At 65.1% G+C, this 14,780-nt stretch carries 15 protein-coding genes and 1 tRNA gene; 8 read left to right on the forward strand and 8 right to left on the reverse strand.

Annotated elements, in window-relative coordinates; translation table 11 throughout:
• Positions 1-59 precede the first annotated feature (59 nt).
• Positions 60-1,442, reverse strand: coding sequence for a gluconate:H+ symporter (locus ABZY89_RS06245; protein WP_355225544.1), 1,383 nt, complete (start codon positions 1,440-1,442; stop codon positions 60-62).
• The gene (locus ABZY89_RS06250) at positions 1,439-1,942 is read right to left on the reverse strand and encodes a gluconokinase (protein ID WP_355225653.1); all 504 of its coding nucleotides are present in this window, start codon (positions 1,940-1,942) and stop codon (positions 1,439-1,441) included. The genes ABZY89_RS06245 and ABZY89_RS06250 overlap by 4 nt, the downstream gene beginning before the upstream one ends.
• Positions 1,943-2,065: 123 nt before the next feature.
• Between ABZY89_RS06250 and ABZY89_RS06255 the strand changes: the two genes are divergently transcribed.
• The 3 genes from ABZY89_RS06255 (at position 2,066) to ABZY89_RS06265 (ending at position 3,331) form a co-directional block, all read left to right on the forward strand.
• Positions 2,066-2,803 (forward strand): FCD domain-containing protein, encoded by a 738-nt coding sequence (locus ABZY89_RS06255; protein WP_355225546.1) that lies wholly within the window; start codon positions 2,066-2,068, stop codon positions 2,801-2,803.
• A 61-nt stretch (positions 2,804-2,864) separates the two neighbouring features.
• A tRNA-Pro gene (locus tag ABZY89_RS06260) sits at positions 2,865-2,938 on the forward strand.
• A 201-nt stretch (positions 2,939-3,139) separates the two neighbouring features.
• Complete coding sequence (locus ABZY89_RS06265; RefSeq protein ID WP_355225548.1) at positions 3,140-3,331, forward strand: helix-turn-helix domain-containing protein; 192 nt, start codon at positions 3,140-3,142, stop codon at positions 3,329-3,331.
• 64 nt (positions 3,332-3,395) lie between these two features.
• On the opposite strand, the gene ABZY89_RS06270 is transcribed toward ABZY89_RS06265, so the two are convergent.
• A complete protein-coding gene (locus ABZY89_RS06270; RefSeq protein WP_355225549.1) occupies positions 3,396-4,856 on the reverse strand; it encodes a hypothetical protein in 1,461 nt (486 codons plus the stop codon).
• A 546-nt stretch (positions 4,857-5,402) separates the two neighbouring features.
• Between ABZY89_RS06270 and ABZY89_RS06275 the strand changes: the two genes are divergently transcribed.
• A complete protein-coding gene (locus ABZY89_RS06275; protein WP_355225551.1) occupies positions 5,403-5,858 on the forward strand; it encodes a hypothetical protein in 456 nt (151 codons plus the stop codon).
• A gap of 13 nt (positions 5,859-5,871) precedes the next feature.
• On the opposite strand, the gene ABZY89_RS06280 is transcribed toward ABZY89_RS06275, so the two are convergent.
• Positions 5,872-6,153, reverse strand: coding sequence for a hypothetical protein (locus tag ABZY89_RS06280; protein WP_355225553.1), 282 nt, complete (start codon positions 6,151-6,153; stop codon positions 5,872-5,874).
• Between the two features lie 244 nt (positions 6,154-6,397).
• On the opposite strand from ABZY89_RS06280, the gene ABZY89_RS06285 reads away from it, so the two are divergent.
• A complete protein-coding gene (locus ABZY89_RS06285; RefSeq protein ID WP_355225555.1) occupies positions 6,398-7,246 on the forward strand; it encodes a restriction endonuclease in 849 nt (282 codons plus the stop codon).
• 296 nt (positions 7,247-7,542) lie between these two features.
• Positions 7,543-8,754 carry a hypothetical protein gene (locus ABZY89_RS06290; protein WP_355225557.1) on the forward strand — a complete coding sequence of 404 codons (1,212 nt, stop codon included), beginning with the start codon at positions 7,543-7,545 and terminating at the stop codon, positions 8,752-8,754.
• Positions 8,755-9,104: 350 nt separating this feature from the next.
• On the opposite strand, the gene ABZY89_RS06295 is transcribed toward ABZY89_RS06290, so the two are convergent.
• From ABZY89_RS06295 to ABZY89_RS06310, 4 genes are all read right to left on the reverse strand, one after another.
• A complete protein-coding gene (locus tag ABZY89_RS06295; RefSeq protein ID WP_355225559.1) occupies positions 9,105-9,941 on the reverse strand; it encodes a DUF3644 domain-containing protein in 837 nt (278 codons plus the stop codon).
• Between the two features lie 379 nt (positions 9,942-10,320).
• Positions 10,321-10,785 (reverse strand): dCMP deaminase, encoded by a 465-nt coding sequence (locus ABZY89_RS06300; protein ID WP_355225560.1) that lies wholly within the window; start codon positions 10,783-10,785, stop codon positions 10,321-10,323.
• On the reverse strand, positions 10,782-11,453 hold the full coding sequence (locus ABZY89_RS06305) for a dihydrofolate reductase family protein (RefSeq protein ID WP_355225562.1): 672 nt from the start codon (positions 11,451-11,453) through the stop codon (positions 10,782-10,784). The genes ABZY89_RS06300 and ABZY89_RS06305 overlap by 4 nt, the downstream gene beginning before the upstream one ends.
• On the reverse strand, positions 11,450-12,199 hold the full coding sequence (locus ABZY89_RS06310; RefSeq protein ID WP_355225564.1) for a helix-turn-helix domain-containing protein: 750 nt from the start codon (positions 12,197-12,199) through the stop codon (positions 11,450-11,452). The genes ABZY89_RS06305 and ABZY89_RS06310 overlap by 4 nt, the downstream gene beginning before the upstream one ends.
• A gap of 489 nt (positions 12,200-12,688) precedes the next feature.
• Between ABZY89_RS06310 and ABZY89_RS06315 the strand changes: the two genes are divergently transcribed.
• Together ABZY89_RS06315 and ABZY89_RS06320 are read left to right on the forward strand one after the other, a co-directional pair.
• Positions 12,689-13,735, forward strand: coding sequence for a hypothetical protein (locus ABZY89_RS06315; RefSeq protein WP_355225565.1), 1,047 nt, complete (start codon positions 12,689-12,691; stop codon positions 13,733-13,735).
• Positions 13,735-14,739: a hypothetical protein gene (locus ABZY89_RS06320; RefSeq protein ID WP_355225567.1), complete on the forward strand. Its 1,005-nt coding sequence runs from the start codon at positions 13,735-13,737 to the stop codon at positions 14,737-14,739. Before ABZY89_RS06315 ends, ABZY89_RS06320 begins: the two co-directional genes overlap by 1 nt.
• Positions 14,740-14,780: the final 41 nt, after the last annotated feature.

The following is a 14,780-nucleotide window of genomic DNA, read 5'->3' on the forward strand; positions in this document are numbered from 1 at the left end:
GATCCATGTGTCAGGAGTGATTCTGTCGGACAGCACCGACAGTTTCGTGAGTGCGGGTGTCAGACCACCAAGCTGAGCGCCAGTACGAACACCAGACCGGACACCGACAGCACCGTCTCCATCAGTGACCAGGACTTGATCGTCTGGCCGACGTCGAGGCCGAAGTACTCCTTGACCAGCCAGAACCCGGCGTCGTTGACGTGGGAGAAGAACACCGAGCCGGCGCCGACCGCGAGCACGACGAGCGAGACCTCGGCGGTGGGCATGTTGGCGACGAGGTCGACCACGAGCGACGAGGCGGTGATGGTGGCAACGGTGGCGGAGCCGGTCGCGAGGCGGATGAGGACCGCGAGCACCCAGGCCAGCACGATCGCGGACACGCCGGAGCCCTGAGCCCAGTCGGCGAGCTGGGTGCCGATGCCGGTGTCGATCAGCGACTGCTTGAACCCGCCACCGGCGGCGACGATGAGCACGATGCCCGCGATCGGCGGCAGCGACATCTCGACCGTCTTGGCGATCTGGCGGCGGTCCATCCCGGACCCGCGGCCGAGCGTGAACATGGCGACGAGGACCGCGATGGTCAGCGCGACGAGCGGGTAGCCGATCACGTCGAAGACCTGCTGGACATTGTTCTCGGGGTCGTTGATGACGATGTCGACGATCGCCTTGGCGAGCATCAGTACGAGCGGCAGCAGGACGCTGAACAGGGTGACGCCGAAGGAGGGGCGGCGGGTGTCGCCTTCCGGGTTCACCGGAGTGGCGTCGAAGGTGTGCGGCGCGTCGACGACGACCCAGCGGCCCGCGAGCCGGCCGAACAGCGGGCCGCTGACGACGATGACCGGGATCGCGACGAGTACGCCGAGCGCGAGCGTCGTGCCGAGGTCGGCCTGGAGCGCGTCGATCGCGGCGAGCGGACCCGGGTGCGGCGGCACCAGGCCGTGCATCGCCGAGAGGCCCGCGAGGGTGGGGATACCGACGGTGATGAGCGAGACCTGCGCGCGACGGGCGACCAGGTAGATGACCGGCATCAGCAGGACCAGGCCGATCTCGAAGAACATCGGCAGACCGATGATCGCGCCGACGAGCGCCATCGCCCACGGCAGCGTACGAACCGAGGACCTGCCCACGATCGTGTCGACGATCTGGTCGGCGCCGCCGGAGTCGGAGAGGAGCTTGGCGAACATCGCGCCCAGCGCGATCAGCAGGCCAACGCTGGTCGCGGTCGCGCCGAAGCCTTCACCGAAGGAGGTGATCACGTCCATCACGTTGCGTCCCGCCAGCACGCCGACCGCAACGCCGCCGAGCAGGAGCGCGAGGAACGGGTGCAGCTTCACGTAGGTGATGAGGACGACGATCAGGGCGATCGAGGCCAGCGCGGCGGCGAGGAGTACGCCGCCGGAGGCGACCGGTGCGACCGGCTCTGGCGCGGCGAGGAGGATCATGCCGACTCCTTGGAGATCAGGTTCGGGGAGAGGTTCTCGGTGGTGAGGTAGCGGTCGACGATCGCGTCGATGTCCTGGTCGATGTCGATGGTCGTGCCCTGCTCGTCGGGAGCGAGGGGCTCGAGGGTCGCGAACTGCGAGCGCAGCAGTGACGGCGGCATGAAGTGCCCCGCGCGGGCGGCGAGGCGTGCCTCGACCACCTCCGGGGTGCCGCTGAGGTGGAGGAGCCGCAGACCGCGGGCACGGCTGTGGAGCAGGTCGCGGTAGCTGCGCTTGAGCGCCGAGCAGCTCAGCACCGCCCCGGTCTGCTCGTGCTCGGCGAGCCAGCCGCCGAGCGTCTCCAGCCAGGGTTGCCGGTCGTGGTCGTTCAACGCGCGACCGGAGGCCATCTTCGCGATGTTCTCCGGCGGGTGGAAGTCGTCGGCGTCGGCGAAGGGGACTCGGAGGCGCTGGGCGATCGCAGCGCCGACGGTCGACTTGCCGGAGCCGGAGACTCCCATGACGACGAGGAGGGGGTTCTGTGTCACGCGTCACAGGGTGCATCAAAAGGCATCCGTTTGGCAAGGCGGGGTGTCATAACGGATTCTGATTACGTCGCGCCTGGATTGTGCGACGATGCCGCTGTGACGAGTTCGAGCGGTGAGGCAGTACATCGACTGCACCAGAGCGTCCGTGACGCGCTCGGGCGCCAGATCGTCTCTGGTGAGCTGCCGCCGGGCGCCGTTCTCACGCTTGAAGGGATCCAGGCGACGTACGACGTCTCGCGCCCGGTCGCACGGGAGTCGGTGCGTGTCCTCCAGTCGATGAGCCTGGTCACGACGCGGCGCCGTGTCGGGATCACCGTCCTCCCGCGGCAGAAGTGGAACGTCTTCGACCCGCTGGTCATCCGCTGGCGGCTCGACGGTGAGGGTCGACGCGAGCAGCTGCTGTCACTCTCCGAGCTGCGGCTCGGGTTCGAGCCGATCGCCGCCCGGCTCGCCGCCGAGCGGGCGGAGCCTCAGCATCACGGTGAGCTGGCCCGATCCGTGGCCGACATGGTGGTCCACGCTGCTGCCGGCGACCTGGAGGCCTATCTCGAAGCCGACACGACCTTCCACCGAGTCCTGCTCAACGCCTGCGGCAACGACATGCTCGCCGCCTTCGGCGACCTCGTCGCCGAGCTCCTCGCCGGACGTACCCACCACCACCTGATGCCCGACAAGCCGAACCCGACCGCCATCGAGCTGCACGAGAAGGTGGCGATCGCCGTGCGCAACGGCGACCCGGCAGCCGCCGAGGAAGCCATGCGCGCCATCATCGACGAAGCCGCCGAGGCCCTCGCGTCCGCCGACGACCCGCCGGACGGGGATACCGATTGGTGAGCGTGTGACGCCGTGCGGTAATGTTCGGAGCGCTTCGAGCGGAGAAATCCACTCGCAGTTTCGGGCTGTGGCGCAGCTTGGTAGCGCACTTGACTGGGGGTCAAGGGGCCGCAGGTTCAAATCCTGTCAGCCCGACCGAAACAAACTGGCTCTGACCTGGGTAAACAGGTCAGAGCCAGTTCTGCTTTCGGCTGTCTGCCACGGATTTGCCACCAAATCGGATTCTTGTCCGATCTTGTCTCGAATGTCGGACGGTTTGCCGCTCCTGATGAGCCGCTTGGTGCGAGGCGCATCGGACGCACCTTGCTGACGTCCCGACAGTGAGGAGCGCATCCGATGGCTCGATCGACGAACGAGATCTACTGGCTGACCGCGCGTCAGGTAGCTGAGCACTTCGGCGTCTCCATACGCACCGTGGACAGGTGGACAGAGAGCGACGTCTTGAGGTCGTATCGCATCGGCTCTGTCCGGCGCTTCAAGGCGAACGACGTCGTCAAGCTGCCTCGACGCAGCGCGGCAGCGCGGTGAAGATGCGCGACGCTGGCAGGGTTCGGGGGTCGCCTCCCCGGAAATTGTCCCCAAGCCGTTCCGGTCAGAGGTCGAGGTCGTCGAGGTCGTCAGGCATGGCGTGGCGAAGTGCATGGCCTAGGGCGGCGTCCAGGTCGAGACCAAGGGCCCAGCCACTGGCTTGGGGATAGCGCGCCTTGAACGGGTTGGGAACGCCACGCGGAAGACGGCCGAGCGCGGCCATCCTCTTGCAGGCGGTGTCGAACGGCTTAGTGATGCCGTTCATCTTGCGCTGCGGCTCGAAACCCATGATGTCGTAGACGGCGCCGCGAGGGACGTGGTCGCGGTGGGCGGCGGCGTACAGCAGCAGGTCGGCCCATGGGCCATCATGGCGTTGGCGGAGCAGGTTGACGTAGGCGGCGGCCACGTCCGGGTTCCACGGGCTCTCGATCTCGATCGGGGGAGCCTCCGGTTCCTCCACGGAGAGGTCGGGTGCCCTGCGCTCGTACTGAAGCTCCTGCAAGGGTTCCTCGCCGTACCCGGTGTCCTTACGGACCCGCGTCTCGGTGTCCAGTTCCAACCGGATGGTCCGGCCGTCGACGAAGATGGTGATCGAGGAGAGGACCCCCTGTTTCGCGCGATTCAGTCTGTCCCGCTCGTCGCTGTCCAGGGCGAAGAGCCACTCGGCCAGGGCGGGCGGTGTCGCGAACCTGAGAACCAGGCTCCGGCCCCAGGGATCGTGCGACGGGAGCAGCGCCCACTCGCCCTGCTGCCGACGACCGGGCGCGTAGCGCAGCTCCATCGGCACGACCGGCCGTGCATCACGTGTCCACGTCGCAAACCTACGCGGGTCGTCCGGCTTCAGCGCGAGAACCTGAGGGCCGGAGGGGAAGCCGAGGACGAGGCTTCCTTCGATCGACCTCGCGAGGGCTTGGGCCAGTGCCTCGAGGACGCCTTCGGGCATCGGAGTCAGCACCTGCGTCGACGGGTCTTCCGCGGCGGGGCCGTCGTCGGTGCTGTGGAGCGCGGCGCGGAGTGCAGCACGCATCTGCCCGGTCGGGAAGGTGGTCAGGCCGGCCTGGATCGCCAGGCCCTGGACCTCGGCGGCGAAAGTCTCCACGGCGGAGCGCCAGGTGGCGAAGGACGGGCCGCTCAGGTCAATCAGCGAGATCTGGTGAGCGAGCGCGAAGTCCTGGGCGGGGGCGGTGAAGCCAGAGGTGGAGAACAGCGAGTAGCGGTAGTGGTAGGTCGAGTCGCCTCGCCAGACCTTGAGCCGTCTCGGATGTGGTTGGAACTGGTTGACGTCGGTTATGACGCCGGCTGCGTTGCGTACGGCATCGATGCCGGTCGGCTTGGCGCGGTTCTTCGCCTCCGCGAACAGCCGCACGGGCAACGAGAATGGAATCGGGATAACCAGGTCGCCGAGCGCATCCGCCTGGTGGTCGGTTCCACGTCCTCGTACGAGCAGGCCGTGCTTGTCTTTGAGGAGGTAGTTCTCGTCCTGCTGCGGCGAGGTCAGGAGCGAGTAGCCACTGCCGCGAAGCATCCTGGCGACCACCTCTTCAAGGACGTACCCGCCGATTATCGCCACTTGAAGCACGGTTTCTCCTGCACGAACGAGCGGGGCGAACGCTGCCGCCGCTGGATCCGGCGATCCTTGCAGATCAGGCTGATCATCATCATCACGTCGGCCACATCCTCACCAAGCTGGGCGATGACCGAGCTGTTGGTGTTGGGCTGATGTTGATGTTCGCGCTGGGATGGGCGAGCCGCACTGTGATTGTCCTCGTTGCTTGCTCCCGACGTTCGACACGGAGGTGGTCAGGAGCAAGTTGTGTCGGCCTCGTCACCGCCGAGAGGGTGAAGTACTCGTCTGGGTCAGGCACCGATGAGGTCGCGCCGTGGATCCCACTCGAACGTCACGACCAGCCCTCGGTGCCACCTGGTCCGAACCGGCCGACGAACTCCATCTGGTCCCTGAGACGGCATCTGAATGGTCCAAGTCTTATTTAGAGAGATGGCAATCACTTGCTGTAGTCTTACTGATGTTGGCAAGACCTGTTCATGTGAACGAAGAGAAGCGGGGAATCAAGTGAAAATCAGTATTGATACGGTTGGAGACTCCTTCGAGAGTGCAATCAAGGCCATCCATGCTGCTTACGGCGTCCCGTACAACGCCGACGAGGATGAGACGCCAGGCACCGGTGACGACTACCTGCCGGGCAAGTGGACGAGGCCGCGGCTGAAGAAGCTCGTCGAGTGGCTCGACGGATCGGACGCGTGGACCGGGCTGCGTTACATCGCAGAGAACGCTCCTGCCGTCGACCTGAACGAGGTCTTCGCGCACATGGAGGAGCAGACCGGGGTCGACGGTTTCGACGGCAAGGCGATGGGCGGGCGGATGTCTGCGATCGGGTTCGGTCGCAACCAGATCGGCGGCGGCGTCGGCCCCGTCTACGAGACCGACTACAACGCACGGAAGTACCGCATGGACGAAAAGCTCGCTGAGGCGCTGCTCGAGGAGATGGATGCCTACGAGAGCGAGTGAGCCGGTCGCGCATTCACGCCTGCTCGGGCGTGGTGGCGGACTTAGGACAGTTGGGCCACATCCCGAGTACCAGGCCACCGTTACCGTACTTGCGCCACTCGTGATTGCAGTCGGGGCACTTCCAATCACCGTAGTCGTTCGGGTCGGCACCGTTGGTGCCGCACTCCGGGCATGGCGGGTTCCGGTAGCTGTCGAACAAGCCGTCCTTGTCCGCCTTCATGCTCCAGGTGTTGGCCAAGAAGGTGCAGACGAAGTCGGTCACCATAGCGGCGGCTCTCGCCTGACGGTCAGCCATCGTAGGCCACCTCGTGATCGTGAAGGACAGGTCGGCAGTCTGGGCGGTCTCTAAAGCGTGACAGCGCTGACAGAACCGCAGAGGGGACGCACGGTGGCATCGTGCCACGGGACGATCGCGGGGACTCGCCCGCGCTGTGTCGTCCGACATAGGTTCACCGGGACTGTTGCCACGATAGGCGAGGTACTTGCGACAGGCGGGCGGCGGACAGACTTGTCGGTGCGCTGGTGCATTATGTGCAGTTGTGAAAAGCAAGCCCGAACCGCAGCAGATCGATTCATGGAAGGCCGCGGAGGAGAACGCGGCTCGTTGGATGCGCTATTGGGGTTTCACCGATTCCCGTTGCACGCCGGCTGGCCCGGACGGCGGCATCGACGTCGTTGCAGGTAGCGCTCTTGCGCAGGTTAAGTTCGAAGCTCACCAAACTGGCGCTCCTGCAGTTCAGAGGCTCGTTGGCGCGCGGAGAAACGAGACGGAGAAGGCCCTGCTGTTCTTCTCCGGCGTAGGCTTCGCGCGCCCGGCGGTCGAGTACGCCGACGACATGGGCATCGCGCTGTTCAAGTACGACCTACTGGGCGAGATGTCGCCCCAGAACCTCACTGCGCGACAGTTGGTCGCAGATGCAGAGCGCGACCAGCGGGTGGTTGACGATCATGCTCAGGCGCGCCCGTCGACGAGCGAGGGGACGGCCAGCACCGGATGGTTCGCTCGGCACTGGTGGATCCTTGTGGCAGCGTTTTTCGGCCAGCAAGCGATACGCAACTTCGCCGGCGTCAGCAACGGAACCGCCCCAGAAGGAATCGATTGGTACGACCCGGTGATCTCGGCCGCCGTCGCAGTTGGGTTCCTCGCCGTTTGGCTGGTGCGTACTCGAAGGCGAGCGAACGGCACGGCGGAGCGTGTCGCTGCTGAGCGAGCAGAGGCACGGGTCGAGCGGAATGCCCAACTCAAAGCGGGCCTTCCGTCGCCGTGGGACCTTCCAGCCGTTGTTGTGCAGTTGGAAGCCAGGAACAAGCTGGGCGCCATCAAGGCATACCGGGAAGCAACGAAGGTCGGACTCGCCGAAGCCAAGGCAGCGGTCGAGTCGGCTTAAGAGTCCGTCGTCACGAGCGTCGTCTTTCGCATCGAGTATCTGAAGCAATGTCGTTGACGGACAGGGTGACGATCAGTTTGCTGCGGAGGACCGAGCGGCAGGTCGAATTTCGGCTCTCACCGCTGAGCAGCCAGCTTGACCCTGATCGACAAGGTGGATGTCGCTGCACGAAGACGAGACGCGGGAGCGTCCGATGTCTATCGTGGTTGGGCTGACCAACGGGCGGGGGAGAACCAGCAATTGCCGCGCCTGGTTGGTCGACCCCTGCACAAGCCTCGGCCCTGAAGGAGCGAGTGATGACGAACGAGATCGAACTGATTGGTGACGATGACGGCGTTGTTGTCGTGGGAGGCACGTCGGCTCTTGAGCGCTTCTTGGACCATGTCGATCTGCGATCGCACGCCGAACAGTTCGATCTGGCGCGCGTGTCGGGTGTGTTGAAGAGCGGCGCAGACCTCGCCGAGACCGCCGCGGGGATCGCTGAGCAGTCCGCCCTCTATCTGAAACTGACGCCAGAGTCGGCCAAGAAGATTCAAGAAGCCGGCGGTCTGATGAAGACCAAGACCAAAGGTGTCAGCCACGCGATGGTCGGCGAGACAGGGAAGAACTCGCTCAAGTGGATTCAGGTCGAAGACGGGCCAACTTCCCTCCTCACCAACCCTGCGGTGCTCTCCGGGGTCGGCGGGATCATGACGCAGCTCGCCCAGCAGTCTGAGGCCCAGGAGCTCAAAGAGCTGTTCGAAAGGATCGACGAGAAACTGGACGACGTGCGACGCGCCCAACGAGATCATGTGCTGGCCAAGATGGACGCGGCTGCGGAAGCCATAGAAGAAGCGATGACCATCCACCACCACGGCGGTGACCCAGAGACACTTTGGGGCAAGGTCAGCGGCGCGTCGAAGACTCTTCATGAGGTCCAGAACGAGGCGTTGAGAGCCCTCGGAGCTCTGGCTGAGAAAATTGAAGAGAAGAGCAAGCCTGGTGAACTGATGAAGGCGACACGCGAAGTCGAGCGCGAAGTTGCGATCCAGCTTGCCGTTCTGGCGCGCTGCTTCGAGCTGCAGGACGAGTTCAGCGTCATCGAACTCGATCATGTGCTCGCCACCTCGCCCAAGCGCCTCGACGGCCACCGGCGTGGGGTGCGGAAAGCGCGTGAGGTCAGGCGGGCGAAGGTCCTCAAGCATACGGAGGGTCTCATGTCGCAGATGGATCGTGCAGGCACAGTTGCAATGGAGCATGTCCTTCTGCATGCGGCAGCAGCACGAGGCGTGATCAACTCACTCAATGCGACGGCGACCGTCGTCGATGACTTCCACGCCCCGCTCGGGATCAACATGGAACGCGACGAACTCACCTCGATGCGGTGGACCGAGGCAGTCCGCGACCCGCGGCAGCTGAAGAAGGCTGGCCTCGAAGTCGGCCAGAAGGCCGCCATGGTGGGCGGCGCAGCCGCGGTGGCGGCCCTCAGTGTCGTGACTGTGAGGAGCACATCGAATCGAGATTCCTGAGGCGCCAGCGGGACCGTATCCACACGCTGGCCTGTGAGTTGGCGGCTCGCTCGAGCTGGCGGCGTGCCGATGTCCTGGCCAGCTTCGTGGTGATGCCCTGGGACTATAGATGTGGCTTTGAGCTCCCCACTCGGCTACGACGATCAGCCCAGGTCAGGTCGGGATCCAGAAGCCACGAACGTCTCGGGTCACCCGCTGCTGCGCGGCCGACTCTGGTAGGCGTTACGCACCCCGTCGTAGTACTCGTCGGAGAGACCGGCGAGATAGCTCACAGCGTCCCCCGACCACACTGGGGACAACGCATTGCTGTGCTTCCATGCGTACCTTGGGTTGTCGCGGAGGCTCTCCTTCTAGCACACCGCCTGGTGATCGTGACTCGTGATCTTCCGCCCGTTGCGCTTGGCATTTACCTTCGCCAAGAGTTCAGTCATTGTGTACGGATGCGTCTGATTCGGGTCGGCGCGCTTGACGACGACCTGGCCGTCGGCGGTTGGGGAGACCGCGACCGTCAGATCCGCACTCGTCACTTTCTTCACGGATTGCATGTGGATGTCGTACACGGTCGCCACGCGAGCGGTGTCACCGCCAGCAGCCTCGGCATCGTCCATGTACCGGCGCAGCCCATCAAGGAAGTGCTTCACTTCGGCGACCGGAGTACTACTGGAGTCCGCCTTCATGAACTGAACCGACTCCGCCGGTGCCGTCGCTCCAAGGGGCAGCAACTGCCAGGTCATCGAGTCCGCTAGGTCCTTCTTGAAGATCCCTAGGACGAAATCCCGGTAGTTCAGGACGTTCTGTTGAAGGAACGGGTACATAAGCGCCCCGAGCCCCTCCACGTTGTAGAGGTGAGTGGCGCGGTCGCGGTAGTCGGCAAGCGCCTTGAGATTCGCCGTGACGCCGACGCCGTCAACATCTTCCGGCCAAAGCTGCTTGCCGGTTACCTTCGACAGCGCCGTGTCGAGGGCGAAGGAGCGGTAAGCCTCATTGCGCTTCTTGGGGTAGAAGATGCGTACGTCGGCCTTGCGGAGGGCGGCCTTGAGTGCAAGCTCCCACGCGTTGACGATGAGCATGACCGTGACCTCGTCACGGTAGGTCATCATCGGCTTGTTGTAGATCTCGATCGCAGACAACATGGCGGCCATCGAGTTCTGAACTAGACGCCTGTGCGAGACGTACGGCGTGCTCATTTCCCCTCCTACTCCGCCATCTCATCGCGAGGAGGGCGCGATAACTTTGGCAACGGCTGTCGGCGGCCGCTACCAAGTCCGTATGCGTCATCCCCAAAGTTGAGCATGGCACAGAAGGGGGACGGTCGCCGCGGGTTCGACGGTGGGTCTCTAGCGGCGGTTCAGCGCGTCTCCGTGCTCGGCGAATGGCCCGGCGATCACTGCGAAGCGCGTCGACTCCAGCCAGTCTGCTGGCGCACTGTAGTGCCCTGGGTCAAGTAGGGTCCAATAGGCTTGGCCAGGATCCCGACTTTGGCGATCAGAGGCCAGCACGGATCTGCCCGATGTCTGTTCTTCCGAACGCAGGCGCGTGCCGGTGGGACGGAGTGTCGTCTCCCTGTCAGGGAACGTCGATGAGGTGCGCGTTTGGCTCGCGGGCTGCATCAGACAGCTCGGTGATTTGGATGACGGTCCGGCCGGCTGCTTCGAGTGTCTCGGCGCCGACGCAGTCGACGAAGGTCGATGGTTCGCGCCAGGCGTACACGATCCGTGGGATGCCTGCGTCCAGGATGTGCTGGGTGCAGGTGACCGGACGCGAGGCGCGGGTGCTGCACGGCTCGAGCGACGTGTAGATCGTTGCGTTCGTGAGGTCGGTGCCCACAGGAAGTGAGTCGAGCGCCGCTTCCTCGGCGTGCTGGTGCGGATCGTCTTTCCGTGACCATCCTTCGCCGAGAACGGCTCCGTCTGGGGCCGTGATGAGGGCTCCGACTGAGAATGCAGTGGTCGATGGCGGGCAGCGTTCGGCCAGTTCGATCGCCCGAAGCAACAGGCGGCGATCGAGGTCTGAGGCGGCTCGATCGTTCATCGCGGAAGGTAGCGGAGCAGGACGCAGTCACCGATCTGCCGCGTCTCGGCGAGCTTCATGCGATGGCTCGGGTCCTGCGGAAAGTTGCCGGGGTTCACGAACCGCGGCGCATTGTCATCGCCGACGAAGAACGGAGCGAAGACCAGGTGGAGCTCGTCGGCGAGGCCGGCGGTGAGGAACATGGTGTGGATCGTCCCGCCGCCTTCAACCATCAGGCGTTGAACGCCGCGGGCGGCGAGGTCATCGAGGACCGCACCGGGCGTCACGGTTTCACCGAGCCCGACAACGGTCGCCGAACCTGCGAGACGATCGGTGAGGCCGGGTGTTGCGGCGTCGGTCGTGTAGACGATCTTGTCGACCTCGCCAGTGGCGAAGAACTTCGCGTTCGGGTCGAGATCACCGGAGGTGGTGATGGTGACCTTGATCGGTGTCGCTGTGCGGCCGTCGGCCTCGCGCTTCTCGCGTCGTTCGTCGGAGCGGACCATGAGACGCGGGTTGTCGGCGCGGATGGTGTTGGCTCCGACGAGGATCGCGTCTACCCCCGCCCGGACCTCGTCGACCCGATCGAAGTCCTCATCGTTGGACAACAGCAGCCGCTCCGAAGTGGCGTCGTCGATGTAGCCGTCCAGGGACGCAGCGACGGAGAGCAAGACATAGGGACGAGTCACAGCAGGGTTCCAATCTCGTTCATCGCGCGCTCGGTGATCGCGGTGAACTGGGTAGGGGTTACGCACTCCGCAAGTTCGGCGACGAGCCCAGTGCTCGTGCTCGTCCCGCCTTCAGCGCAGAGGGCTTCCAACGTACGTGCTGCAGTGCCGCCGGTCGGACCGTAGGGCAGGACTGGCATACCGAGCGCTTGGGCGATGCTGACCTCAGCAGCGGTTCCTGACGCTCCGCCGACGACGATCATCAGGTCAGCACCATGGACGACGTTCTCCCGACCGAATCGTGCGGTGCTCATCGCGAATCCTGCGGGACGGAACTGGTCAGCGACGTAGGTGACCACCTCGATCCCTATGCCTACCGGCCCGTGGTTCACCACGATGCCTGAGAATGCGACGAGTCGCGCGAGCGCGGCCACGGTCGCGTCGAGCAATTGGTCGTCACACCCCGGCGTACGGCTGCCGCTGATGACCACGCATGGCGGGCCTGAAACGGCTTCCGCACCCTCGGTGAGCATCCCTTCGAGCTCGGCCGGTGTGACGTTCAGAAGCTTTGCGAGCTGCGGTCGGAAGGTGGCCAGGGGAGTGGCCTCGCCGGCTTCCCATCGGGCGATCGTGGAGCGGTCGACCTCCATCGCGTACGCCAGGCGCTCCTGGGAGAAGCCCGCGAGTTTGCGTTGACGCACGAGGTCGTTACGCCGTGCCATCCACCCTCCCAAGCCGGATCGAAACCTGCTGAACGCACCTGCCATGCGGCATTGCTGCACAGATGCGGCAACAGTGCGACATCGGTGCCATGTCGACAGCGCCCGGCCTCGCGTTGACTGGATCTCAGTAATCGAACTGCCCTGATCACCAGCCAGAATCCGGAGGCGCGCGTCGACATGAACAACGCTAGCGCAAACTCATCGTCGTCGGCGCGGACCACGACCGCGGTCTACAAGACCGTGTACGGGAGTTTCTGGCACTACGAGGCTGTCGGCCGGCGGAGGAGCAGCTACCTGCTCACCGCATGCGGACGGCGTCTCGGCCGCTGGCACATCGAACCTGCGCAGTCAGCCGCAGCGATCCCGGCCGAGGACATCTGCGCCGGGTGCGTTCGAAAGCTGACCCACTAACAGCGCCACCAGTCCGCGGCTGGATCCAGCCGCAGCCAAGGAGATCCACCCACGACGTCGACGGCGCCGTCGGGTCGGTCATGCCGCCACACCCATCATTCGCTGATCTCGAGGAGCACCACGATGAGCATCGACACTCTTCCACCCCCGACCACCGCCGTCCCCAGCCCCGGGGCCGCCGAGGAGCTCGAAGACCTCCTTCGCTCGCGTGGCCCGGACCGGGACCGCCGCTGGCGGATGTGGGCTCACCAGCTCACCGGCGCTACGACAACCACAGCGGCTGACCTCGTCGACCTGTGGAAGACGGTCGTCAACTTCGATCCGGTGCTGCACGGACATCTCGCCGACCCGATCGACCTTGGTTCGGCCACCGTCCTGGTCGCCGGCAGCGGCAAAGAGACCCTGAAGACCTTCAACGTGTCCACAGCCGCCGCTGTCCTGGCGGCCTCAGCCGGTGCCCGCGTCGTGAAGGGGATCTCCGCCTCCGTGTCGGCCGTCAGCGGCTCCGCTGACGTTCTCGGAAACCTCGGGATCGAGCCGGTGAAGAGCGTCGGAGAGCTCAGGCGCGCCGTCGACGAGGTGGGCATCGCGTTCGTGCCGTACGCAATGTTCTGTCCCCGGTACGCCGCCGAGTACGACGACGTCTTCACCCAGGTGAACCCGTTCAGCTTCATGATGCCGATCGCCGTGCTTGGTGTTCGTGCCGGCTCCTTCGTTTACGGCATCGCTGATCCGCGCGTCGGCCTGTCGGCGCATGCCATCAGCGCGTGCCGACCCGACCTGCCTCACGGAAGCGTGGTCATGGCCGAGCCCCGGCCGGGCGGGATCATCGATGAGAGCGTGCCGTACGGCCGGGCGCGCCACGCGCTCGCAGGTGATGGATCGGTGAGTGTCCAGGAGGCGACGTACCCGGACGCGCCACCGCACTGGGTTCATGCCGTAGCGCACGGAAGCGACCATGATGCCAACGCCGCCCGGCTGGCCGCGTCCCTCGCACCTCGCAACTCGGGCCCGAGCTGCGACCTCGTCGAGACAAACGCCGCTCTCATCTCGTGGGAGTCCACCGGCCGTCTCGGCAGCCTCGCCGATGCGCTCCGCCACGTTCACGAGGCGCGGATCTCCGGACGTGCCCACAACCTGCTGATCACACTCCAGGAAAGGGTCCTGTGATGACCGCCGCCACGTCGCCCATCATCTCCACGGTTCAACCGATCTCTCGGAGGGTCCACGATCGTCTGGGGCCGATCGCCCGCCGGTTCTCCCACGAGAACGGCGCAGCAGATGTCCTTCCCGCGGACCTCACTGATCTCGAGGTCGTCACCGGGTTCGGGTCGACCAACGCTCCCACAGCCGGAACGTTGTCGGTCATGATCGGGATCATCGAGCTGCAGCAGCGACTCGGCGTCCCGATGACGGTGATCGTCTCCGAGCTTGGCGCATGGAACTCCCGCAACGTCGCCTGGGCGGACCTGCTCCGAGTGCGCGACCAGATGCTGGCCTTCCTTCGGGCAATCGGGTTCGACGAGAACCGTGGAGAGCTGCGTACGCATCTGCACGAGGGCAACCTCACCCGTGCCGGTCGGATCGCCCGCTATCTGACCCCCACGGACCTGGCCGAGCATTGCGAGGACCTCAACGACCTCTACGACTCCCATGGGTTGCTCGGTGGCGAGGTCGGCCTGACGGTCGACTCGCTCTATACCGTCGCCGACATCCTCGGACCCGCCGAGAACGGCGCCCGCAACATCTTGATGGTCTCCGGCATGGAAGAGGCCTACTTCACCCAGCTCGCACGGATCGTCCTCGAACGACAACGCACCGCGGGAGATCTCAGTCTCGGCTGGGAGGCCGAGGTCGGAGCGGTCTACTTCCGGGTCATCGGTGGACTCGGGGGATATCCGAAGATGTCCAAGAGCATCCCCGCATCGGCCATCCACCTCGGCATGAACGCAGACGACCTCAGAGCCAGGATCCTCAGCGATGCCCCGGCGGACCAGCCGGCACTGTTCTCGGCAATCGACCTGGCCAGCGGATGGGGCGACGCGCAGATCCGTGCAGCACGCTCTTCCTACGATGCTCGCGACGCCGATCCGATCACCTGGGCACAGGTGAAGTCCGACTACCTCGACACGTTCGTCGGGTACGCGGACCAGTGGAAGCGCTGCGCACGATGAGCGCCGCAGCCATGACGAGCGACCCGCTCGCCCACCCACGC

The sequence above is a fragment of the Nocardioides sp. NPDC006303 genome (assembly GCF_040613175.1).
Taxonomy (GTDB): domain Bacteria; phylum Actinomycetota; class Actinomycetes; order Propionibacteriales; family Nocardioidaceae; genus Nocardioides.